This is a genomic window from Paenibacillus macerans (genome assembly GCF_900454495.1).
GTDB lineage: Bacteria > Bacillota > Bacilli > Paenibacillales > Paenibacillaceae > Fontibacillus > Fontibacillus macerans.
In genome coordinates this window covers 278,097-302,132 of the sequence record NZ_UGSI01000001.1, presented here as the reverse complement: position 1 = coordinate 302,132, position 24,036 = coordinate 278,097, and the positions used below count along the sequence as shown (strand labels likewise).

Below are 24,036 nucleotides of genomic sequence, written 5' to 3'. Positions count from 1 at the left end.
CTCCCGGATGTGTCCGGCCGCCGCTTAAGGTCCGGCCGGTTAATGCACCCGCTCCGATATTTCCGACAGCGCTTCTCCGGCATTGTCCGCAAAAATATTGCGCACGGCCAAATCGCCGATCGATACGATGCCGATGAGCCGGTCGCCCTCGGTGACCGGCAGGCGCCGGATCTGCTGTTCGGCCATGAGCTCCGCGGCTTCGTCCACGGACATTTCGCGCGATGCCGTTTTGATCCCGCGGGTCATGATCTCATCGACGGCCGTGGAATTCGGGCGTTTCTCGGCCATGCAGCGAATGACCAAATCGCGGTCGGTGATGACGCCGAGCAGCTTGTCGCCTTCGACGACGGGAATAAAACCGGTATCGTTCTCTTTCATTTTAACGGCAACCTCATAGATGTTATCCCGGACGGTTACGGTAACGACTTCGTCCGTCATGATATCGGCTACTTTTCTCACTATAAAATCCCTCCTTCGGATATAGAATTCCAAAGCGGGAAAACAATTATGCATGCTCCTGCTGATACGATTCCGCCATCGCGATCAGCAGACCGGCCGCGTGGAGCATGGCGTCTTCGTCAATATCGAACTTCGGATGATGATGCGGGTAAACGGCCTCCTTCTCAGGGTTCCCCGCACCGACAAACATAAAACAGCCCGGAACCTTCTGCAGGTAATAGGCAAAATCCTCGGCGGGCATAATGGGGGGCGACGTCTCCGCGCGAAGTCCAAACACCCCTGGCGCCTCTGCGAAAAAACGCCGGGATTCTTTCTCGTCGTTGACGAGGCTGGGATAACCCATCATATAGGTGACGTTGGCTTTCGCCCCGTAGGCTTGGGCCGTCCCCTCGGCAAGAGCGTGGATCCGCTCGCGGATCAGTTCCCGCGACTCCTCGCTGAAGCAGCGGACCGTTCCCGCCAGTTTGCAGCGGTCGGCAATAACGTTTTGCGCCGTCCCGCCCTGGATCGATCCGATCGTCACGACGGCCGGGTCGAGCGGGTTTACGGAGCGGCTGACGACGCTTTGCAGCTGCAGCACCAGCGCCGAGGCCGCAACGACGCTGTCGACCGTTTTATGCGGCATTCCGCCATGTCCGCCTAGCCCCTGCATCTCGATGAAAAACTCATCGGTCGAAGCCATCAGCGGCCCTGCAGCGCTTGCCGCCGTTCCCGCAGGAATCGGCGTCCACAGGTGCACGCCGTAAATGACGTCCACGCCGTCCAGCGCCCCGGCCTCGATCATCGCCTTGGCTCCGCCGGGGCAGGTCTCCTCCGCCGGCTGGAACAGCAGGCGGATTTCCCCGCGCAGCTGCGGGCGAATCCGGCTGAAATATTCCGCGACCGCAAGCAGCGCCGCCGTATGCCCGTCGTGGCCGCAGGCGTGCATGACGCCGGGCACCTCGGAGGCATAATCGCAGCTTTTTTCGTCCTGAATCGGCAGGGCGTCCATATCGGCCCGCAGGGCAATGGTCTTGCCCGGCAGCCCGCCGCGGATTTTGCCGACCACGCCAAAACCGCCCACGTTCACGATCGTTTCGACCCCAAGCTCCCTCAGCTTCTCCGCCGCGAATCCCGAGGTCTCCTTCTCCTGATAAGACAGCTCGGGATGACGGTGCAAATGCCTGCGCCGTTCCACCATGGCCGGAAACAACGCGCGTACAACGTCCTCTTCCATGGTCTTTCACTCCTCTTCACCCAGGTACCGTTTCTTTAGCCTGCAAAGCCGGCCCGAATGGAATCTAGCTCTATTGTAGCAGAAAAAGGAAAGCGGAATCACTCCAGGATAACGAAACCGTCCTTAAGGCAGCGTTTTCCCGCGCTTGCACAAGCGGTGGAAACATAATATCATGGGGTAGAGAATCAATCGAATTTGTTGAAAAGTCATAATTAAGGGGGCATTTCTTGCATGATCGTGGAAAATAGCGGTTTGAACGGATTAAAAAGCGATTTGGCTTATTTGGACGAATCCGCTGAAAAGGTCGGATTTGTGCGCTGGCAATGGGAATATTACCGGGCTACATACGACTATAAAATCGAACACAACAACGACGAATATTACCTGCGCATCAACACGCGCGCGGTAGAGGGCAAATTGGAGCGTCCGGACACGGTCCTGGCTGTTGAAGCGGTCTACATGGGGCGGGCCACTTTCCCGCACGGGCTGGAATACGAATCGGAAATTCCCGCGACGGTGATGAAAACCGCAACCCATAAATTGACCGAATTGAAGGAACTTCTTGAGGCTTAAGGCGGCAAGCCTATGAGAGGCGAAACGGATAAACCCAGACGCGGGGCCCCGGATTTCCAATTGCTCATCCTCACCCTGCTGCTGGTGGGGTTCGGGATCGTCATGGTGTTCAGCTCCAGCTCCAGCATTACGCTGATCGACGCAAAATTCGGAAACGATCCTATGTATTTTACGAAACGGCAGATCATTTTTGCCTGTCTCGGCCTGGTTTTCATGTTCGTTACGATGAACATCCGTTATGACAAATACAAAAAACTGTTCGTGCCCGTGTTTATTTTGGCTATTATGATGCTTGTGCTCGTTCCCATAATCGGCGACAAAAGAAACGGTGCGACGAGTTGGTTCGCCATCGGCACGCTGGGGATTCAACCGACGGAGCTGGCCAAAATCACGACGATTTTATACTTGGCCGCCCTGATCTCGAAAAAAGGCGAACGCTTCCGGGATCTAAGGACCGGGTACATCCCGGTTATGGTCATCGTCGGCTTTGTCGCCGGTCTGATCATGCTGCAGCCCGACTTCGGCTCCTGCATGATCCTCGTCGCCACCTCCGGGCTGATTATTTTCGCCGGGGGCGCAAACCTGAAGCACATCCTCGGTTCGATCGGACTGCTCGTGCTTGGAGCCAGCATCGTGCTGGCCGCCGGAGCGCTGTGGGACAAAATTCACCCCAGCGAATCCGCGACAGACCAAGTTAACTATAAGGTGGGCCGGATTCAGGCCTATCTGGATCCGATGAAGGATCCCCTGGGAAACGGCTATAATCTGCTTCAATCGCTTACGGCCATCGGGCACGGGGGGCCTACGGGAACCGGCTTCGGACAAGGCATTCAAAAGCTGCACTATTTGCCCAACGCGTACAACGATTTTATTTTTTCCGTGATTGGCGAAGAGTTCGGTTTTATCGGCACGCTGCTTTTCCTGCTGTTTTACATTTATTTCATCTGGCGAGGCCTGCTTATTTCACTGCGCTGCCAGAGTACGTTCGGTACGTTGACCGGCGTCGGCATCATGGGGCTTATCGCCATTCAGGCTTTCATCAATATCGGCGGGGTTACGAACACCATCCCCATGACCGGGGTAACGCTGCCGTTCATCAGCTACGGGGGCTCTTCCCTGCTGGCCATGATGATGTCCATGGGCATCTTGCTGAGCATCTCGCGCGAATCGACGCTGCCGGCAAAACAGGAGCGGACCAAATCGGTTGTCGTCAGGGAATCGGCCGTATACGACTTTCGGAGCCGGCGGCAAATTTAAATAGCGATTTCCCGCATCAAAAAGGGGTTGCCCAAGCAGCGAAACTGCTTTGGGGCAACCCCTTTTTCTATGCCAGCTTATGTTGCGGTTAATTCGAGACCCAAGTCCGAACCCTTATATTACTGCAGAAGGTCGAAAAAATCGATTACATCTCGTCATCTTTAAACGCTACGCCTTCGACTTTCACATTGACTTCCACAATTTTAAGCCCCGTCATACTCTCTACCGCTTCACGAACATTTTGCTGAAGCATCCGGCATACCTCGTGAATCGGCGTCTCGTACAGGACGATAATCCTTAGATCAATAGCCGCCTCCAATTGACCGACTTCCACCGTGACGCCTTTTTGCACATTTTTGCCGCTTAACCGTTTCGCCCAGCCTTCAGACAGCCCGCCGGACATCGCTGCAATTCCCGGTGTCTCCAGGGCCGCCATTCCGGCAATTTTCGCAACGACGTCATCCGCAATCCGAATCAGCCCATTTTCCAACTGCAGTTGTTCGGTCATGGTCATACCTCCTTCAACCTCATTAATTTCATTGTAAATGGTAAGTCGCTTTAAAGCAAATGTAGACTCGCTAATTATTTTTGATTTATAATTTTCGCGTTATTGGTTATATTTAGTTAGAATTGTTAATTCGGAACCCGACAATTTATTACAAATTGAGGTGGATTATGAGAAAGTTTGCGACCCCATTCTTGCTCATCCTTTTCTTTGTACTGAGCGCCATCGGGCATTTTGCCATTGGCCGGCGACGCTGGAGTTCATCATTTCCGCGATCGCCGTTATTTTCGTGGCCGGCTTCCTGGGAAAAGCGACGGAAAGCGTGGCCCATTACGCCGGACAGCGCCTCGGCGGTTTTCTAAACGCCACCTTCGGCAACGCGGCCGAACTCATCATCGCTATTCTGCTCGTCAAAGAAGGCTTGTTCGATATGGTGAAGGCCAGCATTACCGGCTCGATCATCGGCAACCTGCTGCTCGTGTTGGGGGCGAGCCTGCTTGCGGGCGGTCTGAAGCATAAGGTGCAAAAATACAATCTGGCCTTGGCCAATATGAGCGGTTCGCTGATGATCGTGGCGATCATCGCGCTGTTCGTTCCGGCGGTATTTCTGCAAACCCATGTACTGCATGAGGAGGACCGTACTACGTTAAGCCTGGTCGTCGCCGGCATCCTCATCGCCGCCTACTTGCTATGGCTTGTTTTCTCCATGATCACCCACAAAAGCTATTTGGCGGATATTACCGAAGATGGCGATGAGCTGCCGGGCGAGCACGGAGCATGATCCGGCCTGGTCCAGGGGAAGATCCATCCTGTATTTGATTCTAGCCACCGTTATGCGCTTTCGTCAGCGAATGGCTGGTGCACACGCTGGACACCTTCTCGGCCAAGTTCGGGCTGAGCGAACTTTTCGTCGGGGCCTTCGTGGTGGCGATCGTGGGCAATGCTGCCGAACACAGCGCCGCCATCATGCTCGCTTTGAAAAACAAAATCGGAGCGGCCGTGGAGATTGCCGTCGGCAGCAGCTTGCAGATCGCCCTGTTCGTCGCGCCGGTGCTGGTCTTCGTCAGCCATCTGTTCGGCCGGCCCATGGATATCGTGTTTACGGTCATTGAACTGGCGGCGATCGGCGTATCCGTATTTATCGCCAAATCGATTACGCAGGACGGTCAAACCAACTGGTATGAAGGCTTGCTCCTGCTCGCCGTATACGCGATTCTCGGCGTTTCCTTTTACCTCGTGTAGAACGCTTGGCCCCCCTGCATAACTTATTTGACGCAGAAAAAACAAGCGTATGGCCGAAAATTTCCGGATCATACGCTTGTATTTTGTCTGATGAGCTATATGCATGCCTGGCCTGCAGGTCACTTTTTCTTGTTCATGGCTTCATAAAGCGAGGCAAGATTCCGTTCCAATCTGCTTATAATTTGCTTGCCGACCATTTCCTCAATCAGTCCGACGCGAATCGCGTAATCCACCTGCCTTGAGAATCCATACATCTGGGTATCCAGCACTTCCTCATAGAGAGGGCAGTAACGTGTGGCCAAGTTCTCCATCTGTACTTCAATCAGCTTCTCTATTTTATCTGCATCTTCCTGCAGAAGATTAAGTGCTTTCAGGTTCAGTTGCTCCTGTAACTCAGATGAAGTCATGCTTCTTCCCCCCTATGTCCAATGTTCCTTTCACAGCTACTCTATTCCTAATATTAGACGAAATCGAGGGCCAATACAAGAACCTGCGGGAAACAAACTCTATCATTGTAAAAAGACACCCCTGCCAAACAGCAGGAGTGTCTTTCCCATTTCGATTAATCTTCTACCAATTTTACATTCAAGCCGTGCTTGGCGAAAACTTCGCTCATCGCTTTTTTCGCTTCATCGGCGTCCGGTCCGTGAACGTGGAGCTCATAGCTCATTGTATTCACCAGTGTAGTGAAAAGGCCGAGGATACTTTTTACGTCGATGTACTTGTTGTCAGCTTGGAGCACGATGGAAGAAGTAAACTTGCCCGCCGCTTGGGCAATTTCAACTACCGCTTCATTGTTCGTGGCCATAGGGATCCCTCCGTGATTAACATTGAAAATAACATACTTCAATCATACATTGAATCCGCTTTCCAAGCAAGGATTTTCCTCGTTATTTCAAGTTTTCCGGATTTAGCGCCGCAAGCTCCGGAAGCACGAAAATACCGTCTTTGCGGATCAGCACATCATCGAAATAAATTTCCCCGCCGCCGTAGTCCGGACGCTGAATCAGCACCAGATCCCAATGGATCGAGGAGCGGTTGCCGTTATCCGTTTCATCGTAAGCCTGGCCCGGCGTAAAGTGCAGGCTGCCGGCGATTTTCTCGTCAAACAATATATCCTTCATCGGATGCAGGATGTACGGATTGAAGCCGATCGCAAATTCCCCGATGTATCTTGCCCCTTCGTCGGAATCGAGAATTTCGTTTAAGCGTTTCGTATCGTTGCCGGTCGCTTCGACGATTTTGCCGTTTTCAAAACGGAACTTGATGTTTTCGAACGTAACGCCGTTGTACAGCGTCGCCGCGTTGTAGCTGATCGTTCCGTTCACGGAATCGCGCACAGGGGCGGTGTATACTTCGCCGTCCGGAATGTTTTTCTGGCCGGAGCATTTCTCGGCGCCGATGTTTTTGATCGAAAAGGTCAGGTCCGTTCCCGGGCCGGCAATGCGCACCTTATCCGTGCGCTTCATCAGATCGGCCAGCGCGTCCTGAGCCCGGTCCATCTTGGCGTAATCGAGATTGCAAACGTTGAAATAAAAATCTTCAAACGCCTCTGTGCTCGTGTTGGCCAATTGAGCCATGCTGGCGTTCGGATAGCGGAGCACTACCCACTTCGTCTTCTTGACCCGCTGTTCGCTATGTACGGGATGGGAATACAGCGAATTGTACAGCTTCATTTTGTCTTCAGGCACGTCGGACAAATCGTTGACGTTGGAGCCCGCCCGAATTCCGATATAGCAGTCCATCATTTCCATCCGCTTCAAGTCGTATTCCGCCCACGTCTTCATGCTTTCCGCGGTGGCGTATTTCAACTGCGTACGCTGAACGGTGCGGTCGGTTATTTCCACGAACGCGTTTCCGCCCCTTTTTCCCACTTCCTCAATAACCGCTTTTAACAAATCGCGCTCTTCGCCGATCATTTCAACCAGCACATTTTCTCCGGGCTGGACATCTACGGAGTAACCAACCAGGTTTTCCGCCAGTTTTTGTATTCTAGGATCTCGCATATGGCTTTCCCTCCTCAAAAATGGAGCGGGACTTCCCTTCGCCAAGAATGCATGCTCAAGGAACCCGCGTGTTAACCAATGGTTAATTCTTCTACTATTGTAGCACGGCCGTCACAGGAAGTCAGCCCGCCTCTAAGTCTACTTATAATGATCAAACCTGTTGTCCGTGCGCAGCACTTCCTGCTGAGGCAGTCCCTGCGGCGTCAAATATTTCAGCTTGGTCTCCGAGGTCAAACGGGAGGGCAGCCCGGTTTTGCGGTTGATCGTCAGATGGTAAACCACGTTCGCCTCCATATCCTCAAGCATCCCGAGCAATTGCTCGCGGCCCGCCGACAAGATTGACGTAAGCCGGGTCCGCACATGACTTCTCCGGCCCGGGGAAACGGCCGCAAGCTTGCTGTCCAGATCCGCCCCAAGCAGGCTCATCTCCGCCAATAGCTCATCTTTTAACCGGATTCCGGCTTCACCGGGGTCCATTTCGATCCTCAGCACCTTGGTCCCGCGCGCCGCTCCGCTTTCCAGCGTAATTTTTTTCCTGACGGCATGGTGGATGTCCTCCAGTTGATCGAGCGGGTTCAAGCGGCTCATTCCATGCAGGAGAGCGCTGCTTTCGTTCGCCTGCAGCAGCCAGGTGCCGTTTTCCAGGCGGAGCTTCGCTTCGTACCCTGAGGCGGCGGTCAATCCGGCCGCGCGAAAGCGATTCTTGCCGCCCCGGGCCAATGAATCCGCGCTCATGCTCAGTTCGCGATGGTTGTTAAGCCGCCCCGTATAGCTGATGCTCTCTTCCGGCGTGCTGTGTTCTCCCCGCTGCAGCGAAGCAAGCCCGCGAAAGGTCAGGGTGTCGCAGCCCGCCAGCCCCGACCAGGTAAAGCCAAACCATTGGTCGCCGGTTTTCGGCTCGCCGCAAGCGGGCAAAACGGCTGCAAGCAAAAATATCCAAATCAGTTTCCGATAACCGGCAACTATTTTCAGCATATGCTTCCCGCGCCTCTCATTTTTGAAATTCGCCGCTGCCTAACGGCGGATTCAAAATTTGCATTCAGCAATATCCTGCCTCCGGCGCGGGAAATCTATGCGCCAAGGAAAAAGGCGTTCCGTTTGCGGACTTGCCGCCTTTCCCGGAACACCTCTTCATCTGGAATATTTCACACGGCCGCCCTGATCCGTATTTTCGATAGTTCAACTTAAGTAGCTTCCTTACCCGGTTTGCGTCTGGTTTCTCCCGTTGTTTTTGGCTTTGTAGAGCGCCATGTCCGCCTCATAAAAAAGCGTCTCTACGCTGACCTTACCGTCTCCCTGCGTCCATTCGGCAATGCCGCACGACACCGTAACGGCGGGATCGGTATCCATCGCAGTGCGGAGGCGAATCGTCTCCGCGATCCGATAGGCATTTTCGGCGTCGGCCCCCGGCAGATATATGGCCAGTTCCTCGCCTCCCCAACGGGCGGCGATATCCGTTTTGCGGATCGAGCTTTTGACAATTGTGCATACCTGCTGAAGGATTTTATCCCCGGTCTGATGCCCGTAGGTGTCGTTGACCTGTTTAAACTGATCGATGTCGACGATGATCAACGAACCGTTGCTGTCTTTTTTCTGAAATTGCTGGATGGCTTCATCCACATAGTGGCGCGCGTAAAGTCCGGTCAGCATGTCCCTGTTGGCCATTCTGCGCACCTCGGCATGCAGCAGGGCGTTGGCGATGGCCAAACCGATATGCGAGGAAAGAACCTGCAGCAGTTTGTAATTGTCGTAGGAAAAATACCGCTCTTCCCGGTGAGCCAGCATAATCGCCCCGTCTACTTCCCCCCGGACGATCAGAGGAGCGGCAATCAGCGAGCGCGCCTTCGTCTCTTCCATCATGCGGGAGGATACTTTGCCGTACGCTTGATAATCCGACAAAATGATCGGCTCCTGCGTGGAGCACACCAAACCGCAAAACCCGTAATCTTCCGGAAACGTCTGTTTCGAAAGGCCGGGCACATTCGTGGACATTACTTCAAATGTCCCGGTTTCTTTATGAAGCTGGGAAATACAGCAATACTCCGCCTGGAAAATGGAGAGCAGCTCATCGCCGGCAAATTGAAAAACCTCTTTCAGCCGCAAGCTTTGATTCAGCCGTTTGGTGAGTTCATTGATCAGCCGCAGCTCGTTGATCAGCAAATTGGACTGCTGGTACAGCTTGGCATTTTCAAAGGCAACCCCTGCGGTATCTGCCAGCATGCCGATAAGCTGCAGATCGAACTCATCGACTAAACCGCGCCGAATCAGCAAGCAAAACACGCCGTAGATCCCCTGCTTTCCGCCGAGCGGGGCGGCGATTTCAAGCAGCGGTTCTCCCGCGGGGCCACGCAGTTCCCGGGTGAGCATCCGGCCTTCCATAAACGCCTTGACGCAAAACCGCTCCCCGGGTCCCTGCAGCTGCAGCAGCTTTACCCGCGGATCGCGGCTTAAATCGTCCTGGGACATCAAAAGTTCAAGCTTGGCCTCCGGATACATGCCGGAAACTCGTTCAAACACTTCCGACAGGACGGAATCGACATCGATTTTGTCGTAAAGCTTCTGCACTGCCTGAAACAGCTTCGACCGGCGGTGCTCCTCGCGTTTGGCCCGCTGCTGAACGAGCAGTATGTCCGCGATGAACAAAGCTTCAAAAGCTTTGTAAAAACATGTCCGGAAATGCTGGGCAACCGCACGGATAAACAGCATGGCCGCCGCTCCCGCATATTCGGGGGCATTCGGCAGCCGGCAGCCGAACACGGCGAACACCCCCCCTTCCTTCCGCGTAAAGACAGGGGCGGCCGCGTAAACGAATTTCCCGTGCGGAAGGACCATTGGACCGGCAAGCTCAATGCTGCGGGATACGGTCCCGGCAACATAAGAGGCATCCATCCTTTCCTCGGCAGGCTCGTCCTCCCCCGTCCCTGAGATTACCAGGCCTCCGTCGTGGCGCGCGACAAAAAAGCAGGCTCCGCCCAGTTCGGCGATCTCGGTAGTATTTTGGCATAAGTCTTTGTAAGCTTGTAAAATAACCGGTTCAATATAGGGGTAATCGTAGGAGGTAATATCCAGCTGCTGCAGCCAATCTGCACAGTCTTCTTCCTGTTCCGGGCGCGGCAGCATTGAAGAAATGTTCATGTTCAACGTAGGGTGTCCTCGGGATTGGTCTGCCATAGGAAAACTCCTTTATAGAGGTTGTTCAAAAAGCCGTCCAAAACCTGGCTTTCTGAACTCTCATTTATACCGCATGGCCAACGCCTTGTTGCAGTTTACTGACAGCTACCTGTATTTTACTATCTTCCCCATCGTTTTGCATCAAATTTTTAGGACAAAAGCCCTATCGACAAAAAAACTCCTTTTAAAACAATTTTCCCATCTTGACTTTAGGCATCCGTTTCATATAATATATATTGTTGATAAAGACTGGATAGAGTCTTGATTAGGGCGTAACGCATGCGAGCACCCTCTCGGTTTTTGTTGCTGACAGGACAGCGGCTGAACTTTCTTGTCAGTGAGCGTAATTATCATCTATCCTACGCTCAACAAACAAAACCCGCATAAGTAGAACCCTACGCGAAATTTCAAACACAAAGGAGTCTACCTATACAATGGCACGTTACACTGGTCCTAAATTTAAACTCAGCCGCCGCCTTGGCATTTCCTTGAGCGGTACAGGCAAAGATTTGAAACGCCCATTCCCTCCGGGACAACATGGTCCCAACCAACGCAGAAAAGTAAGCAACTACGGCGCACAGCTGCTCGAGAAACAAAAATTGCGCCATATGTACGGTTTGGGCGAGAAGCAATTCCGCACCCTGTTCGAGAAAGCGCAGAAACTTCCTGGTATCGCCGGCGAAAACTTCATGTTCCTGCTTGAAAGCCGTTTGGACAACCTCGTTTACCGTCTGGGCTTCGCCAACTCCCGCGCGGGAGCGCGCCAGTTGGTATCCCACGGCCACGTAACCGTCAACGGCAAGAAAGTGGACATCGCGTCTTTCCGCGTAAGCGTTGGCGACGTCATCAGCCTGCGTGAAAGAAGCCGCGGCCTTTCTTCCATCAAGGAAGCTTTGGAAAACCGCACGCATCTTCCGGCTTACCTGGAGTACAACGACACCGCCATGGAAGGCAAACTGATCCGTTTGCCTGAACGTTCGGAGCTGTCGCAAGACATCGACGAGAAGCAAATCGTCGAGTTCTACAACCGTTAAGATTTTGCTTACACGCAAAGGGCCCAAGTCGATATCGACTCGGGCCCTTTGGCCGTATGTAAGGACGGCCTGTTTGCGGGCTAACGCGGGCAGAATCCCCATACTCCGTTTCTATTTATTAATGTTCAATGACAAAAGAATGGAACTCGCCTTTGCTGTTAAAATACCCTTTTACCGCAGGCGAACCCTTTTTGCTAAAGACGACATACGGATACGTGTTGACGTCCTTTAACTCCGCACCATACCCCGCCAAATTCAGATTCATGATCTCCTTGGCTTGCTTTACGGCCGACTTCTTTAAATCGTCCAGAGTGTAAGATTTCACTTTATCTTGGATAGCCTTTGTTTCTTCGCCCGGGTTTTCTTTGCTTACATTGCCAAGCTCCTTAATCAAGGACAAATATCCCAGGTCGATGCCGAGCAGCCGGTTGGTCGTCTCTTCAATCTCCAGCTCAATATTGCCTTTATTGGTGGAATACTCTAATTCATACACCTTCTTCTTGTTCGGCTTGAGACTGTAGTATATTCTCGGACTGCCCTTCGCCTTCGCTCCGACGCGGGAAAGCGCCTGGGCCGCCGCTTTTTGGATTGCCGCCGGCACCAATTTCAATGATCCGCCGCCGCTTTCCACTTTTCCGTCCACAAGGGTAATCCGCTCATTATTGCAAAAAGCCATGATATCGGTAGAACCATCTTCCAAATAATTAACGTCCAGACTCGTAAATCCGGAGGGCGCTTTTTGGTATAACTGCTTCCAGGCGCTGCTCAGCTTAGATTTCAGCGTATCGTTAAGTTGTGCGTATTTTAGATCAAGATAGACTCTAACCACTTTACCGTCAGGCTTCACATACACCGAACCGGACAATTGGCCGTTTTTTTGCCAGGAGAGACTGACTACCTCGCCGTTATATTCGGTCGTCTCCGCCTTGCTGAAGGAAACCGATCCCTTGGCGCACTCTTTGAGCTTGGCCTGTGCGGCGTCGACCAGCTTCTTGTCCACATTTTTTATATTGACTTTGCCCGTTTGCTCGGTTTGTCCGGCTTCCGCCGCCGATGCCGCCTGTACCGTCCCGGTCGCGCCGATGGCTCCCGTGCCGGCAATGATCGCCGCCAGGGCGGCCGTGCTTACAACCTTGTAAAAACTGGATTTCATTTTATCTTCCCTTTCTCTTAACTTCTTTAGTGCCCGTTCCCGATTTGAACGGCACATTGCGTAAACGGATATCCGGAACAGCTTCGTCCTGTACGTTCAGCCTTCGACACGCTGGCACTTGGACTGAGACGAAAAACATAAGGACAAAAACGCGCGTTATTCCGGCGATTTCCGTTCATTTGAGAGAAATAGAGGCGATTTATGTCGCTATTTTCCCCTGTCGCAAGGAAAATCTTTCATACCAGACTGTTCATAGGAAAATAAGTACCTAAAATGCCGCTAATGGTGATGAACATGCCAGGCTCCGGATAATAAGGACATAAAGTGCCGCTATTCTCAAAGCCGACGGGCACTCGTTCACGTAGCCGGTTGCCAAGCACCATTTCTAGGTTAAGCCGGCCCAAGTCAAAAATCGGCTCGAGCCGGGTTGCGCTTAAAAACTCAGCCTATTCGCAGTCAAGTATACTCAGGTTATTGCTCAATATTAAAGCCGTGGAAGAACCCTTTGGCGTTAAAGTAACCCGTTACGCCGGGAGCGCCTTCTTTGGTAAAGACTATCGAATTATGGTAAGAAGACTTGGATGTTTCATCCCGCTTCGCGGCATAGTCCGACAAATCCAGATTCAGCATCGCTTTAGCCTGCTCTACAGCCGCCTTCTTTAATTCGTCCAACCCGTATCCGTTCACTTTTTCACGGATGGCGTTCGTTTCCTCCTCCGCGTTTTCCTTGCTTACTTGGGAGAGGTCCTTGAGCAGGGACGAGTCCTCCAAGCTCAGGCCGAGCAGCCGGTTGGTCGTTTCTTCAACGTTAACTTTCACTTCCCCCTTATTCGTCTCTCCGTACGTAAAATAGTACACTTTCTTTCCATTCGGTTTGTTGCCGAAGGTTACGTCAGGGCTTCCCTTCGCGGTCGCTCCGGCGCGGGAAAGAGCCTCGGCCGCCGCCTTATTGATTGCGGCCGGCACTTCTTGCTCCTCCAGTTTTCCGCCGCTATAATCCAGTTTTCCGTTTATCAGGTCTACGGACTCTTTTTTACCGTTGGCGGCTGTTATGTTGGTATAATCCAACCCCGTGAAATAAAATTCGGAATTTGTATAATGAACGAACACGCGCTCAATGCCGCTTGAATCTTTGTTATAGGCCTGCTTCCAGGCGAGGTCCAGCTTTGCCTTGACGTTATCGTTAAGTTCTTTGTACGAGGTGCTAAGATAAAGATTTACCACCGTACCGTCGCGTTTTACCGTTACATTTTCGTTAGGGGAAGTCTCGGAGCCCATCTTTGTCTCGCTGATTACGAAACAAACGGCCTCCTCATCGCCAAGCTTTGCGGTTTCCGCCTTGAGGAAAGCAACCGGTTCCTTAACAAACTCTTTGAGCTTCGCTTGCGCGGCGTCGATCAGCTTTTGATCCACGTTGTTCAGACCGGCCGTTTGCCCGGCATGTTCGGTCTTTTCGGCTTGTGAAGTTTGTGAAGTTTGTGAAGCTTGTGAAGCTTGTGCGGCCTCTTGCGGCACAGCGGACTTCGCTGCCGGAGCAGCCTGAACAGCCCGCATTACGCCAACCGTCCCCGCGCCGGCAATGATTGCGGCCAGTGCGGCCGTACTCAAAACCTTGTAAAAATTGTGTTTCATTTTATCTTTCCATCCTTCCGCCTATTTTTTAGTGTCTTATGTTCCGATCGGTCGACACATGGCGTAAACGGATGGGCCTGCGAAAAAGTTTTAAAAGCCCAAATTTTTTTCCGCGAAAGCCGAAATTCTCATTAAGTAAGCATTAAAACTCAGGAAATTCGTCTCATGATTTTAAATATCGCCGCGCCCTCTCAGGCCATAGAAAAAAACGCCGGAGCAATTCGCTCCGGCGTTTCTATAATGTGTAAATCTTCCAAACGAATGAGTTGAAATCTTTTTATTTCACCGTCAGCTTGGCGAATTTCCGTTTTCCCACCTGAATGACTTCCCCGCCGGACAAAGCGACCTCCGCGTTTGGGTCGGTCAGCTTCTCTTCGTTAAGTTTAACCGCCCCCTGCTGGATGCTGCGTCTCGCTTCCCCGTTTGAGGCGGCGAAACCGATCAGCGTCAGCAGCTTGATCAGGCGGATTTTCCCGTCCTCCAGCTCTCCTGCGGGGATCTCCTTCTCTTCGATATCCTCCGGCAAAGCCCGCTGCTGGAACACCGTTACGAAATGCTCCTGCGCGGCATTCGCCGCATCTGCGCCATGGTACATCCGGACCAGCGTGAACGCCAGCTTCATCTTCGCATCGCGCGGGTGGACGCTGCCCGTTTTAAGACCTTCCGCAAGTGCCTCCAGCTCTTCTCCAGGCAAATCCGTCACCAGCTCGTAATATTTCAGCATCAGCTCGTCCGGCACGGACATCGCTTTGCCGTAGATTTCGTTCGGCTCCTCGTCGATGCCGATGTAGTTGCCAAGGCTTTTGCTCATCTTCTGCACACCGTCGAGACCTTCGATGATCGGCGTCATAATCGCGATCTGGGTATCTTTGCCGTATTCCTTCTGCAGCGTCCGGCCCATCAGCAGGTTGAACTTCTGGTCGGTTCCGCCAAGCTCGATGTCGCTCTCCAGCGCCACGGAGTCCATCCCCTGCATCAGCGGGTAGAAAAATTCGTGAATACTGATCGGTTGCCCGCTTTGGTAGCGTTTGGTGAAGTCGTCCCGCTCCAGCATCCGGGCTACCGTCACTTTGGCCGCCAGCTTGACGACGTCGGCAAACGTCAGCGGAGCCAGCCATTCGGAGTTGAAATGAACCTTCGTTTTTTCCGGATCCAAAATTTTAAAAATCTGCTGCCGGTACGTTTCCGCATTCCGCAGCACATCTTCCTCGGTCAACTGCTTGCGGGTTTCCGATTTGCCGGTCGGGTCGCCGATCCGCCCCGTAAAATCCCCGATGATGAGGTGGACCTGATGGCCGAGCTCCTGAAATTGGCGCAGCTTCTGCATTACGACCGTGTGCCCGACGTGAATATCGGGGGCCGACGGATCAAGCCCCAGCTTGACCTTAAGCGGCGTTCCGGCGACGACCGATTTCATCACCTTTTGCCTCAGTTCATCCTCGGGGACAATCTCGACGACCCCCCGGGAAATTACTTTCAACTGGCGCTCCACCTCCGCCTGCTGCTCAGGCGTCAACTCTTCCCATTTCATACCAAACACTCCTCCAGATCAAAAATTGGAACAACCGTCAAACCCACAAGCGCAAAAAAGCTCCTTCCGTCCCAAGGGACGAGAAGGAGCGCTCGCGTTACCACCCTAATTAAAACCGCGTTAACCCGCCGCAGGCCGCAGCAAAGCAAACGAAACGGTTTTCACTTCATTCTTATAACGGTCATCCCGGAACCGGACTACTTGCGGCTTAGGGCCGCGTTCCCCCGGACGGCTCCAGACGGTAATTCAAAAGGGATCCGCCCATTCGGTTCGCAGCGACCACCGATTCTCTGAGCGGCGGGATTCCGCTTTCTACTAAGTCTTTCCACGCCTTTGAAAATATGCATTTAAATTATTTTATAACATAATCCCGTTTACGAAGTCAAACCTCAGCCAAATAGGATGAAAAAACAACCAATAGACCATTTTTATGCTATAATGTTGCTGTTTATAAAGGAGGATCATTGATGGTTCATGATAACGAAAACAACTCCGGCCAGCAAAAAAAGCGCAGGTCAAAGAGCGGCAAACCGGTTCGGCGGCCCAGGAAAGGCCGCTGGATCTGGGCGACGCTAGGCTGGCTCGTTCTCCTTGGATTTGCGGGAGTTCTGTTTGCGGGGGGCGCCGTGTTCGGTTACGTCTCCTCGATCGTCAAGGACGATCCCGTGCGGTCGCGGGCCGACATTGAAGCAAAAATCAATTATAACGAGATGACGGGGTTCGCGTATTTCCGCGACGGGCAGGCGATCGGCCAGCTTCGCTCGGAGGAAGACCGGCGTCCGGTCACTTACCAGCAAATCCCCCAATCGGTCATCGATGCGGTGATCGCGATTGAGGACAATCATTTTAACGAGCATATCGGGGTCGACTTTAAAGGAACGCTCCGGGCCGTAAAGCAAAGGCTGCTCCATGAGAGCGTACAGACCGGCGGGAGTACGCTGACCCAGCAGCTCGCGCGGCGCGTCTTTCTGAATTTGGAACGCACGGAAGACCGGAAGGTCAAGGAAATACTGCTGGCGCTCCGGCTGGAACGTTTTTTATCCAAGGAAGAAATCATTACAGCTTATTTGAACAAAGTTCCCTTCGGCAACGGATCGAACGGATACCAGGTCTACGGGATCAAGGCGGCGGCCAAAGGAATCTTCAACATTTCCAATCTGGAGGACCTGAACATCGCGCAGACCGCTTATTTGGCCGGACTTCCGCAGCTTCCTTCCTCCTATTCGGCCTTTAACGGCAAAGGGGAATTTAACGAGGAAGCCTTCGGAAGAGCGATGAAGCGCCAACAGCTGGTGCTGCAGCGCATGCTGGAAGAGAACAAAATTACCCAGGCCCAGTATCAGGAGGCGCTGGCTTTTGATCTGAAAGGTTCGCTGGCGCAGCAAACCAAAAAAGCTTACGACACTTACCCTTATCTGATGCTGGAGACGGAACGGCAAGGCGCTATCGTGCTTGCGATGCTGCGCAATCCGGAGCTGACCAAGGAACAGGCGGCCAGCCGCCCGCAAATTCTCGAGGATGCCCGGCAGGAGCTGTTGACCGGGGGATACAAAGTGTATACCACGATCGATAAGCAGGTATACAACTCGATGCACAAAGTGTCCGAAAATGCGGATAATTTTTCGCCATCCAGTGAAAAGAAAGGCCTGGAGCAGGTTGCGGCAATGATGCTCGACAATGATACCGGCGCGATTTTGGGCATGATCGAGGGACGCGATTTCTATACAGAGCAAATGAACTATGCGACGCAAATGAAACGGCAGCCCGGCTCCACGATGAAGCCGATCGCCGCTTATTTGCCGGCGCTTGATGCGGGCTTGATTCAGCCGGCCAGCATCATCGACGATTCGCCGATCATCCTGCGGGATTACCAAAAGGGCTATCACATCCCCGTAAACTCCAGCGGCGGCTACAAAGGCCTGGTTACGGCGAGAACGGCGCTTAACGAATCCCGCAACATCCCGGCGCTCAAGGTGTTCAACAACATCGTCGGGATTGACAAAGCTTGGGATTTCGCGAAAAAACTCGGGATCACCACCCTCGAAGACGAGGATTACAATGCGCAAACCGGCGTGCTCGGCGGTCTGAAATACGGCGTTACCGTAGAGGAACTGACGAACGCCTACAGCGCGATCCCGAACGGCGGAAAGTTCGTCGACGCCTATATGATCGAAAAAATCGTCGATGCCAAAGGAAAGGTCGTTTACAAGCACAAGAACGAACCGAAGCAGGTGTTTTCCGAGCAAACCGCCTATTTGATGACCGATATGCTGCGCACCGTCATTCGGGACGGGACGGGCAGTTCGATCAAAAGAGACTTTAAAAACTACGGAAAAATTCCCGTCGTCGGCAAAACCGGCACCACGCAAAATTACGCGGACGTCTGGTTTATGGGCTACTCGCCGGACGTTACGCTCGGCGTATGGATCGGCTATCGCGATTCCGTAAACACGCTCTCCGATGCCGGTAAATCGCGGGCCCGGAAAATATGGTCGCTCGTCATGAACGAGGTCACCGCAAACGAACCGGACCTGTTTGCCACGAAGGAATTCAAAAAGCCGGACGGAATCGTCACCAAAACGGTCTCCGGCTATAGCGGCAAACTGCCGACCCAATTGACGCAGCAGGCCGGCAAGCTGGTGACGGATATCTTCAACGCCAAATACGTCCCGACCAAATCCGAGGACGTTCTGGTACGGGCGAAATATGTCACTTACGATGGGGTGAACTACGTTCCCCTGGAAACGACGCCGTCCGATATGCAGCGCGAAAAAGTGGTCGTTCGCCGCGAGAAGCCGATCGCCGAGCTGGTGAAAGAGCTGCAGAACGCGTTTTCCGTCATGAAGGGCAGCCACAGATCGCTGAGTTACTACATGCCGAGGGACGCCGGCGAGGACGCGCCGTATAAGCCTGACCCGCGCACCGACGACGGCAATGCCCCGGCGTCCCCGGGGGGCGTCGCGCTCAAGATAAACGGAAGCACGGCCACGGTAACGTTTGGCGCGAACAGCGAAAAAGACGTTGTCGGCTACCGACTGTACCGCTCGGATGACGGGGTGGAGTTCCAATATACCGGCAAAGCGGCGCTCATCGGCGACGATTTGTCGATCACCGACGCCAACGCCGCCGGCCCGGCCACTTCTTATTACGTTACGGCCGTGGACGTAGCCGGCAAGGAGTCGGAACCTAGCGCGGTTGTCGGTTTATTGGGAGGCATAAACCCGGAAGGCGTCACGCCTCCGGACAGCAGCGGCGAAACGCCGGAAGATGGGGGAACGGCCGGGGAGAATGGCACGGACGGTTCGCTCCCCGCTTCTCCCGCCCAGGTGAGCATTAAGAAGGACGAACGAGGGTTTACGGCAAGCTGGGAAGCCAACCCGGCTCTGGACCTCGTCACCAGCTATAACGTGTACGTGTCCGATGCCGCGGACGGCACGTATTCCAAAGCCGGCTCGACCGCCGATACGCAGTATTCTTTCAAAACCGACTCCGGCAGCGTCTGGGTCAAGGTTACGGCGGTGAACGTGCTGGGCGAATCCCCGGCATCGTCTCCGGTGCAGTACAGTAAATAAGCTGGCGCCAAAACCAGATAAGCAAGGGAAAGCCCCTCCGAGCGCTCTTCGGAGGGGCTTATTGCATCTAGCGGGAAAATCCGCTTTAATCCTCAATCGTCGATAAATCTCCGGCCGGGAGGTTAAGTTCCCAAGCTTTTAACACGCGGCGCATGATTTTGCCGGAGCGCGTTTTGGGCAATTTGTCTTTAAATTCGATTTCCCGCGGCGCGGCGTGGGCGGACAGCCCTTCTTTGACGAATTTGGCGATTTCCGCCTTCAGTTCCTCGGAAGGCGCGAACCCTTCGCGCAACGATATAAAGGCCTTGATGATCTCTCCGCGCACGGGATCGGGCTTGCCGATCACGCCGGCTTCGGCCACGGCCGGATGCTCGACCAGTTTGCTCTCGACCTCAAACGGCCCAATCCGCTCGCCGGAGGAGTTGATGACGTCGTCAATCCGCCCTTGGAACCAGAAATACCCGTCCTCGTCCATATACGCCGTATCCCCGGAAATATACCACCCGGGAATCCGGAAGTACTCTTCGTATTTCGGCGCGTTGTTCCAGATCAGCCGCATCATCGACGGCCATGGCGTGCGGATCGCCAAATTGCCCATCCGGTACGGCGGCAATTCCTTGCCGTTATCGTCGATGATGGCCGCATGGATGCCGGGAACCGGTTTTCCCATCGAACCGGGTTTGATCGGCATCGACGTGTAATTGCAGATCAGTTGCCCGCCCGTCTCGGTCATCCACCACGTATCGTGAATCCGGCGGTTGTATACCTTCATCCCCCAGCGGACAACCTCGGGGTTGAGCGGCTCGCCGACGGACAACACGTGGCGCAGCGAAGACAGATCGTATTGCGTAATGATGTCCTGTCCGGCGCCCATCAGCATGCGAAAAGCGGTCGGCGCGCTGTACCAGACGCTCACTTGATATTTCTGAATCGTCCTATACCAGTCGGCCGGGCTGAAGCGTCCGCCGCGGACAACATTGGTCGCCCCGTGCAGCCAAGGAGCGAAAATGCCGTAGGACGTGCCGGTCACCCATCCGGGGTCGGCCGTGCACCAATAGATATCCCCTTCTTTCAAATCGAGTACGACATGGCCGGTATGATAGTGCTGAATCATCGCATTGTGCACATGGTAAACGCCTTTCGGCTTGCCGGTAGAGCCTGAAGTATAATGTAAAATGAGTCCGTCCTCGCGGTTCACCCATTCGATTTCGGCCTCGGGGGAAGCCGCCGCCAGCTCGGATTTCCAATCGACGATTCCGGGTTCCGCGGCTACGTTGTCGCCGACGACGAAGATCGTTTTCAGCGCCGGCAGCTCCTCCCGTTTGACGCGGGGCAGCAGCTCCGGCGTCGTAACCAGCGCTACCGCTCCGCTGTCCTCCAGCCGGTCTTTGACCGCCGTCTCCATAAAAGCTTCGAAAAGCGGGCCCACCACGGCTCCCACCTTGATAATCCCAAGCACGCTGATGTAAAGCTCGGGCGACCGCGGCATAAACACGAATACCCGGTCCCCCTTAGCGATCCCGTATTTGCGCAGCACATTGGCGCAGCGGTTCGTCTGCTCCCGCATCTGCTCAAACGTGTAGGATTCTTCGCGGACCGGATCGCTGAACAAGAGCGCCGGCTTATCCCCCTTCCCGGCATCGACATGGCGGTCGATCGCCTCGTAAGCCATGTTTACCCGGCCTGTAACATGCCAGGAAAACTGCTCTTCCACATCGTTCCAATTAAAATTGGCGCAGGCTTCTTCGTAGCTGTTCATGTTGGACGACGGTACACCCGCCGCAATGATTTCCCCTTGCAGTTGACTCATCGTTTCATCCTCCTTAATCTTTGTAAATAAGAAAACAGTAGATCAAAGTTCATGAAAACGGATACACAGGAGCGTAAGGTAAATCTTTTGCTTCAGCTTTTGTTGGCGGGCAGGCATCCGTTCTAATCGAAAGAAACGGGAATTAAAACTTCCGAACCGTTTGTCAAGCTCAACCACCATATTAACAGCCTTGAATTGTGAAAATTTTATGTCGGAGAACATTATATCACAGGTTTTTCCGCACAGGCTACACTTTTCAATTTTTCATTTTTCTGTTATAAGTGAGGTGAACGAGCAAAGGAGGCGGCAAAATGGAACACCGCAAAACCTATATCCGCCATACCCTGCCCTACCATGAACGCGAAATTATCGTGGAAGGTCCCGTTACTCCGTCCCATCTCCAAACGCTGCGGATGCATCCGGATCTGGACGCTTTTCGGAAGCCCGAGGATCAGCACGCCGCTCTGGTCGAAATCGCCTCACTCCCGGAAGGCCGGATCATTTTGGCCCGGAGCGAAGCGACGATTGTCGGGTACGTTACTTTCCATTATCCCGACGCGCTGGAGCGCTGGTCCCAGGGGCGCATGCCCGACCTGATCGAACTGGGGGCCGTCGAGGTGGCCGATGAATACCGCAGCGCGGGACTCGGCTCGAAAATGATCCGCACCGCTTTCGAGGATGGGCAAATGGAGCGGTATATCGTGTTTACGACCGAATATTACTGGCATTGGGATTTGAAGAACAGCGGCCTCAGCGTTTGGGATTACCGCAAAATGATGGAACGGCTTATGAAGACGGTCGATATGGTCTGGTACGCGACCGATGATCCGGAAATTTGCTCCCATCCGGCCAATTGCCTGATGGTCCGGATCGGCAAGGAGGTCCCGTTATCCTCCGAGGAACAGTTCGACCGCATCCGTTTTCAGCAGCGTTTCATGTATTAGCAAGCATCAATAAGGAAGGCGTGTGATTCCATGCCTGGAAGCGCTTTATTTATTCACCATGAACAAGAGCGGAAATACCGGTTTCATGACCGGCACCCGTTCCATCCGATCCGCTTGGAATTAACCATGGATTTGTTAAAAGAGGTTGGCGCCTTGAAGCCGGATCATCTGCTTCGGCAGCGTCCGGCAACGGAGGAGGAACTGCTGTGGGTTCATCAGCCCGCATACGTGGAAGCCGTAAAAAATTTAAGCCTGACTCCGCCCGATCCGGCCTGGGTCAGCCGCGCCGAGCAATACGGCCTGCTGGATGAAGACACCCCGTACTTTGCCGGGATGCACGAGGCGGCGGCCTGCATCTCAGGCGGCACCGTAGCGGCGGTTGAAGCGGTGCTGTCGGGGGCGAGCACGCATGCCCTGCATTTGGGCGGCGGGCTGCATCACGCCCTTTCGGCTAAAGCCGCGGGCTTCTGCGTTTACAACGACGCCGCCGTGGCGATTTCCTACGCCCGCCGCCGTTACGGCGCGCGCGTGCTTTACGTGGACACGGACGTCCACCACGGGGACGGGGTGCAGTGGAGCTTTTATTCGGACCCGGAGGTATGCACGTATTCGATCCACGAAACGGGCAAATACCTGTTTCCGGGGACCGGATTTTTGCCGGAGCGCGGAGAGCACCAGGGCTATGGCGCGTGCATGAACCTGCCCCTGCAGCCGTATACCGAAGACGATTCGTGGATGGAGTGCTTTGAACAGTCCGTTCGGCGCCTGGCCGGTCATTTTCGCCCGGATCTGATCGTCAGCCTGCACGGGTGCGACGCCCATGCGCTGGACCCGTTGTCCCATATGCACTGCAGCATGGCGATTTACCGGCGCATGCCCGAAATCCTGCACGAGCTGGCCCATACGTACTGCGAAGGGCGCTGGGTCGCGGTCGGCGGAGGCGGCTACGATTTCTGGCGGGTCGTTCCGCGCGCCTGGAGCCTGCTCTGGCTTGAGATGAGCGGCCACCCGCTAAAGGAAACCTTAACGCGGCAGCCGGACGCCAGACTCCCGGAAGCCTGGACAAAGCGTTGGCAAAGCCAAACGTCCTTTTCGCTCCCGGACGCCTGGCTGGACGACCTGTCGCATTGGAACGGCATCCCCCGCCGGGCGGAAATCACGGCCAAAAACCGCGAGACGCTCGCGGTTGCCCTGCAGGACTATTTATAGATGCTGCACCATATCGTTTAAGATTTCAAACGAACGCTGCGCGGCCAGCTTTGTAAACTCGGCGAAATTCACGTCCGCCGAACCGTCCGCTTTATCGGAGATGGAGCGCAGCACGACGAACGGCACCCGGTTCATGCCGCACACTTGCGCAAGCGCGGCGCCTTCCATTTCCACGCAGGCGCCTTCCATCTCCCCGTACAGCACCGAGCTGACGAAGCCGCGGTCGGCGATAAATTGATCGCCGGACAGCACCCGGCCGACGATGTATTTATGGTCCCGGCACAGCCGGGTGCAGGCCTCTTCGGCCAAAGCGATAAACACCGGGTCCGCGGGAAAGTCGGATACTTCCTGATAAGGCACCGTTCCGCGCGGGTACCCGAGCGGACTTGCGTCCATATCATGCTGCTGGCAGGAAGATGAGATGACGATGTCGCCAACGTCCAGATCCGGGTGAACCGCTCCGGCCACGCCCGTAAACCATATGGCGCCGGCCTCAAAGCGGTCGATCAGCAATTGCGCCGCTAACGCCGCATTGACTTTCCCGACCCCGGATTTGCAGACGACGACGTCCTTGCCGTGCAGACTTCCTTTCACAAAGCGGATGCCCGCGATAACGGCCGTTTCCTGATTTTCGACCCGCTCCAGCAGCAGGGCGATTTCTTCATCCATGGCGCCCATCAGGCCAATCGTTTTAGCCATGCTTATCACTCCTTTGACCAAGT

The 24,036-nt window shown here is 54.2% G+C and carries 19 protein-coding genes, 1 pseudogene and 1 other annotated feature; of the genes and pseudogenes, 7 read left to right on the top strand and 13 right to left on the bottom strand.

What is annotated here, in order from left to right; genetic code table 11:
- Window positions 1–39 precede the first annotated feature (39 nt).
- Window positions 40–459, bottom strand: a complete 420-nt coding sequence (locus tag DYE26_RS01370; RefSeq protein ID WP_036621576.1) for a CBS domain-containing protein — start codon at window positions 457–459, stop codon at window positions 40–42.
- A gap of 46 nt (window positions 460–505) precedes the next feature.
- Window positions 506–1,675 (bottom strand): amidohydrolase, encoded by a 1,170-nt coding sequence (locus DYE26_RS01365; protein ID WP_036621573.1) that lies wholly within the window; start codon window positions 1,673–1,675, stop codon window positions 506–508.
- A gap of 231 nt (window positions 1,676–1,906) precedes the next feature.
- Here DYE26_RS01365 and DYE26_RS01360 point away from each other — a divergent pair, with 231 nt between their 5' ends.
- Together DYE26_RS01360 and ftsW are read left to right on the top strand one after the other, a co-directional pair.
- Window positions 1,907–2,248, top strand: coding sequence for a YugN family protein (locus DYE26_RS01360; RefSeq protein WP_036621569.1), 342 nt, complete (start codon window positions 1,907–1,909; stop codon window positions 2,246–2,248).
- Between the two features lie 12 nt (window positions 2,249–2,260).
- On the top strand, window positions 2,261–3,505 hold the full coding sequence (ftsW, locus tag DYE26_RS01355) for a putative lipid II flippase FtsW (protein ID WP_036621565.1): 1,245 nt from the start codon (window positions 2,261–2,263) through the stop codon (window positions 3,503–3,505).
- Between the two features lie 145 nt (window positions 3,506–3,650).
- Here the strand turns inward: ftsW and DYE26_RS01350 are convergent, their stop codons facing one another.
- A complete protein-coding gene (locus tag DYE26_RS01350) occupies window positions 3,651–4,013 on the bottom strand; it encodes an Asp23/Gls24 family envelope stress response protein (protein ID WP_036621562.1) in 363 nt (120 codons plus the stop codon).
- Window positions 4,014–4,180: 167 nt separating this feature from the next.
- On the opposite strand from DYE26_RS01350, the pseudogene cax reads away from it, so the two are divergent.
- Window positions 4,181–5,252: pseudogene (cax, locus tag DYE26_RS01345) on the top strand (calcium/proton exchanger).
- Between the two features lie 119 nt (window positions 5,253–5,371).
- On the opposite strand, the gene DYE26_RS01340 reads toward cax, so the two are convergent.
- The 5 genes from DYE26_RS01340 to DYE26_RS01320 form a co-directional block, all read right to left on the bottom strand.
- Entirely contained in the window at window positions 5,372–5,659 is a 288-nt protein-coding gene (locus DYE26_RS01340) for an Fpa/YlaN family protein (RefSeq protein WP_036621560.1), read from the bottom strand.
- Window positions 5,660–5,814: 155 nt separating this feature from the next.
- Window positions 5,815–6,060 carry an HPr family phosphocarrier protein gene (locus tag DYE26_RS01335; protein WP_036621558.1) on the bottom strand — a complete coding sequence of 82 codons (246 nt, stop codon included), beginning with the start codon at window positions 6,058–6,060 and terminating at the stop codon, window positions 5,815–5,817.
- 82 nt (window positions 6,061–6,142) lie between these two features.
- Window positions 6,143–7,258: an aminopeptidase gene (locus DYE26_RS01330; RefSeq protein WP_036621556.1), complete on the bottom strand. Its 1,116-nt coding sequence runs from the start codon at window positions 7,256–7,258 to the stop codon at window positions 6,143–6,145.
- Window positions 7,259–7,396: 138 nt separating this feature from the next.
- Complete coding sequence (locus DYE26_RS01325) at window positions 7,397–8,233, bottom strand: hypothetical protein (RefSeq protein WP_036621554.1); 837 nt, start codon at window positions 8,231–8,233, stop codon at window positions 7,397–7,399.
- A gap of 222 nt (window positions 8,234–8,455) precedes the next feature.
- Entirely contained in the window at window positions 8,456–10,429 is a 1,974-nt protein-coding gene (locus DYE26_RS01320; protein ID WP_036621551.1) for a sensor domain-containing diguanylate cyclase, read from the bottom strand.
- A gap of 434 nt (window positions 10,430–10,863) precedes the next feature.
- Between DYE26_RS01320 and rpsD the strand changes: the two genes are divergently transcribed.
- Window positions 10,864–11,463 carry a 30S ribosomal protein S4 gene (rpsD, locus tag DYE26_RS01315; RefSeq protein WP_036621550.1) on the top strand — a complete coding sequence of 200 codons (600 nt, stop codon included), beginning with the start codon at window positions 10,864–10,866 and terminating at the stop codon, window positions 11,461–11,463.
- A 118-nt stretch (window positions 11,464–11,581) separates the two neighbouring features.
- On the opposite strand, the gene DYE26_RS01310 is transcribed toward rpsD, so the two are convergent.
- The 3 genes from DYE26_RS01310 to tyrS form a co-directional block, all read right to left on the bottom strand.
- The gene (locus tag DYE26_RS01310) at window positions 11,582–12,616 is read right to left on the bottom strand and encodes a hypothetical protein (RefSeq protein ID WP_036621547.1); all 1,035 of its coding nucleotides are present in this window, start codon (window positions 12,614–12,616) and stop codon (window positions 11,582–11,584) included.
- A gap of 471 nt (window positions 12,617–13,087) precedes the next feature.
- Entirely contained in the window at window positions 13,088–14,248 is a 1,161-nt protein-coding gene (locus tag DYE26_RS01305; protein ID WP_036621545.1) for a hypothetical protein, read from the bottom strand.
- 277 nt (window positions 14,249–14,525) lie between these two features.
- Window positions 14,526–15,779 carry a tyrosine--tRNA ligase gene (tyrS, locus tag DYE26_RS01300; protein ID WP_036621543.1) on the bottom strand — a complete coding sequence of 418 codons (1,254 nt, stop codon included), beginning with the start codon at window positions 15,777–15,779 and terminating at the stop codon, window positions 14,526–14,528.
- A 71-nt stretch (window positions 15,780–15,850) separates the two neighbouring features.
- Window positions 15,851–16,116: a binding site (T-box leader), on the bottom strand.
- Window positions 16,117–16,246: 130 nt separating this feature from the next.
- Here tyrS and DYE26_RS01295 point away from each other — a divergent pair.
- Window positions 16,247–19,351, top strand: a complete 3,105-nt coding sequence (locus DYE26_RS01295; protein WP_036621540.1) for a penicillin-binding protein 1A — start codon at window positions 16,247–16,249, stop codon at window positions 19,349–19,351.
- A gap of 85 nt (window positions 19,352–19,436) precedes the next feature.
- Here the strand turns inward: DYE26_RS01295 and acsA are convergent, their stop codons facing one another.
- Entirely contained in the window at window positions 19,437–21,161 is a 1,725-nt protein-coding gene (gene acsA / locus DYE26_RS01290) for an acetate--CoA ligase (RefSeq protein ID WP_036621539.1), read from the bottom strand.
- Window positions 21,162–21,472: 311 nt separating this feature from the next.
- Between acsA and DYE26_RS01285 the strand changes: the two genes are divergently transcribed.
- Both DYE26_RS01285 and DYE26_RS01280 read left to right on the top strand, forming a co-directional pair.
- Window positions 21,473–22,105 (top strand): GNAT family N-acetyltransferase, encoded by a 633-nt coding sequence (locus tag DYE26_RS01285; protein ID WP_036621537.1) that lies wholly within the window; start codon window positions 21,473–21,475, stop codon window positions 22,103–22,105.
- Window positions 22,106–22,135: 30 nt separating this feature from the next.
- Complete coding sequence (locus DYE26_RS01280; protein WP_036621534.1) at window positions 22,136–23,314, top strand: acetoin utilization protein AcuC; 1,179 nt, start codon at window positions 22,136–22,138, stop codon at window positions 23,312–23,314.
- On the opposite strand, the gene DYE26_RS01275 is transcribed toward DYE26_RS01280, so the two are convergent.
- Window positions 23,309–24,013: a 5'-methylthioadenosine/adenosylhomocysteine nucleosidase gene (locus DYE26_RS01275; RefSeq protein ID WP_036621532.1), complete on the bottom strand. Its 705-nt coding sequence runs from the start codon at window positions 24,011–24,013 to the stop codon at window positions 23,309–23,311. The genes DYE26_RS01280 and DYE26_RS01275 overlap by 6 nt on opposite strands.
- Between the last annotated feature and the right edge of the window lie 23 nt (window positions 24,014–24,036).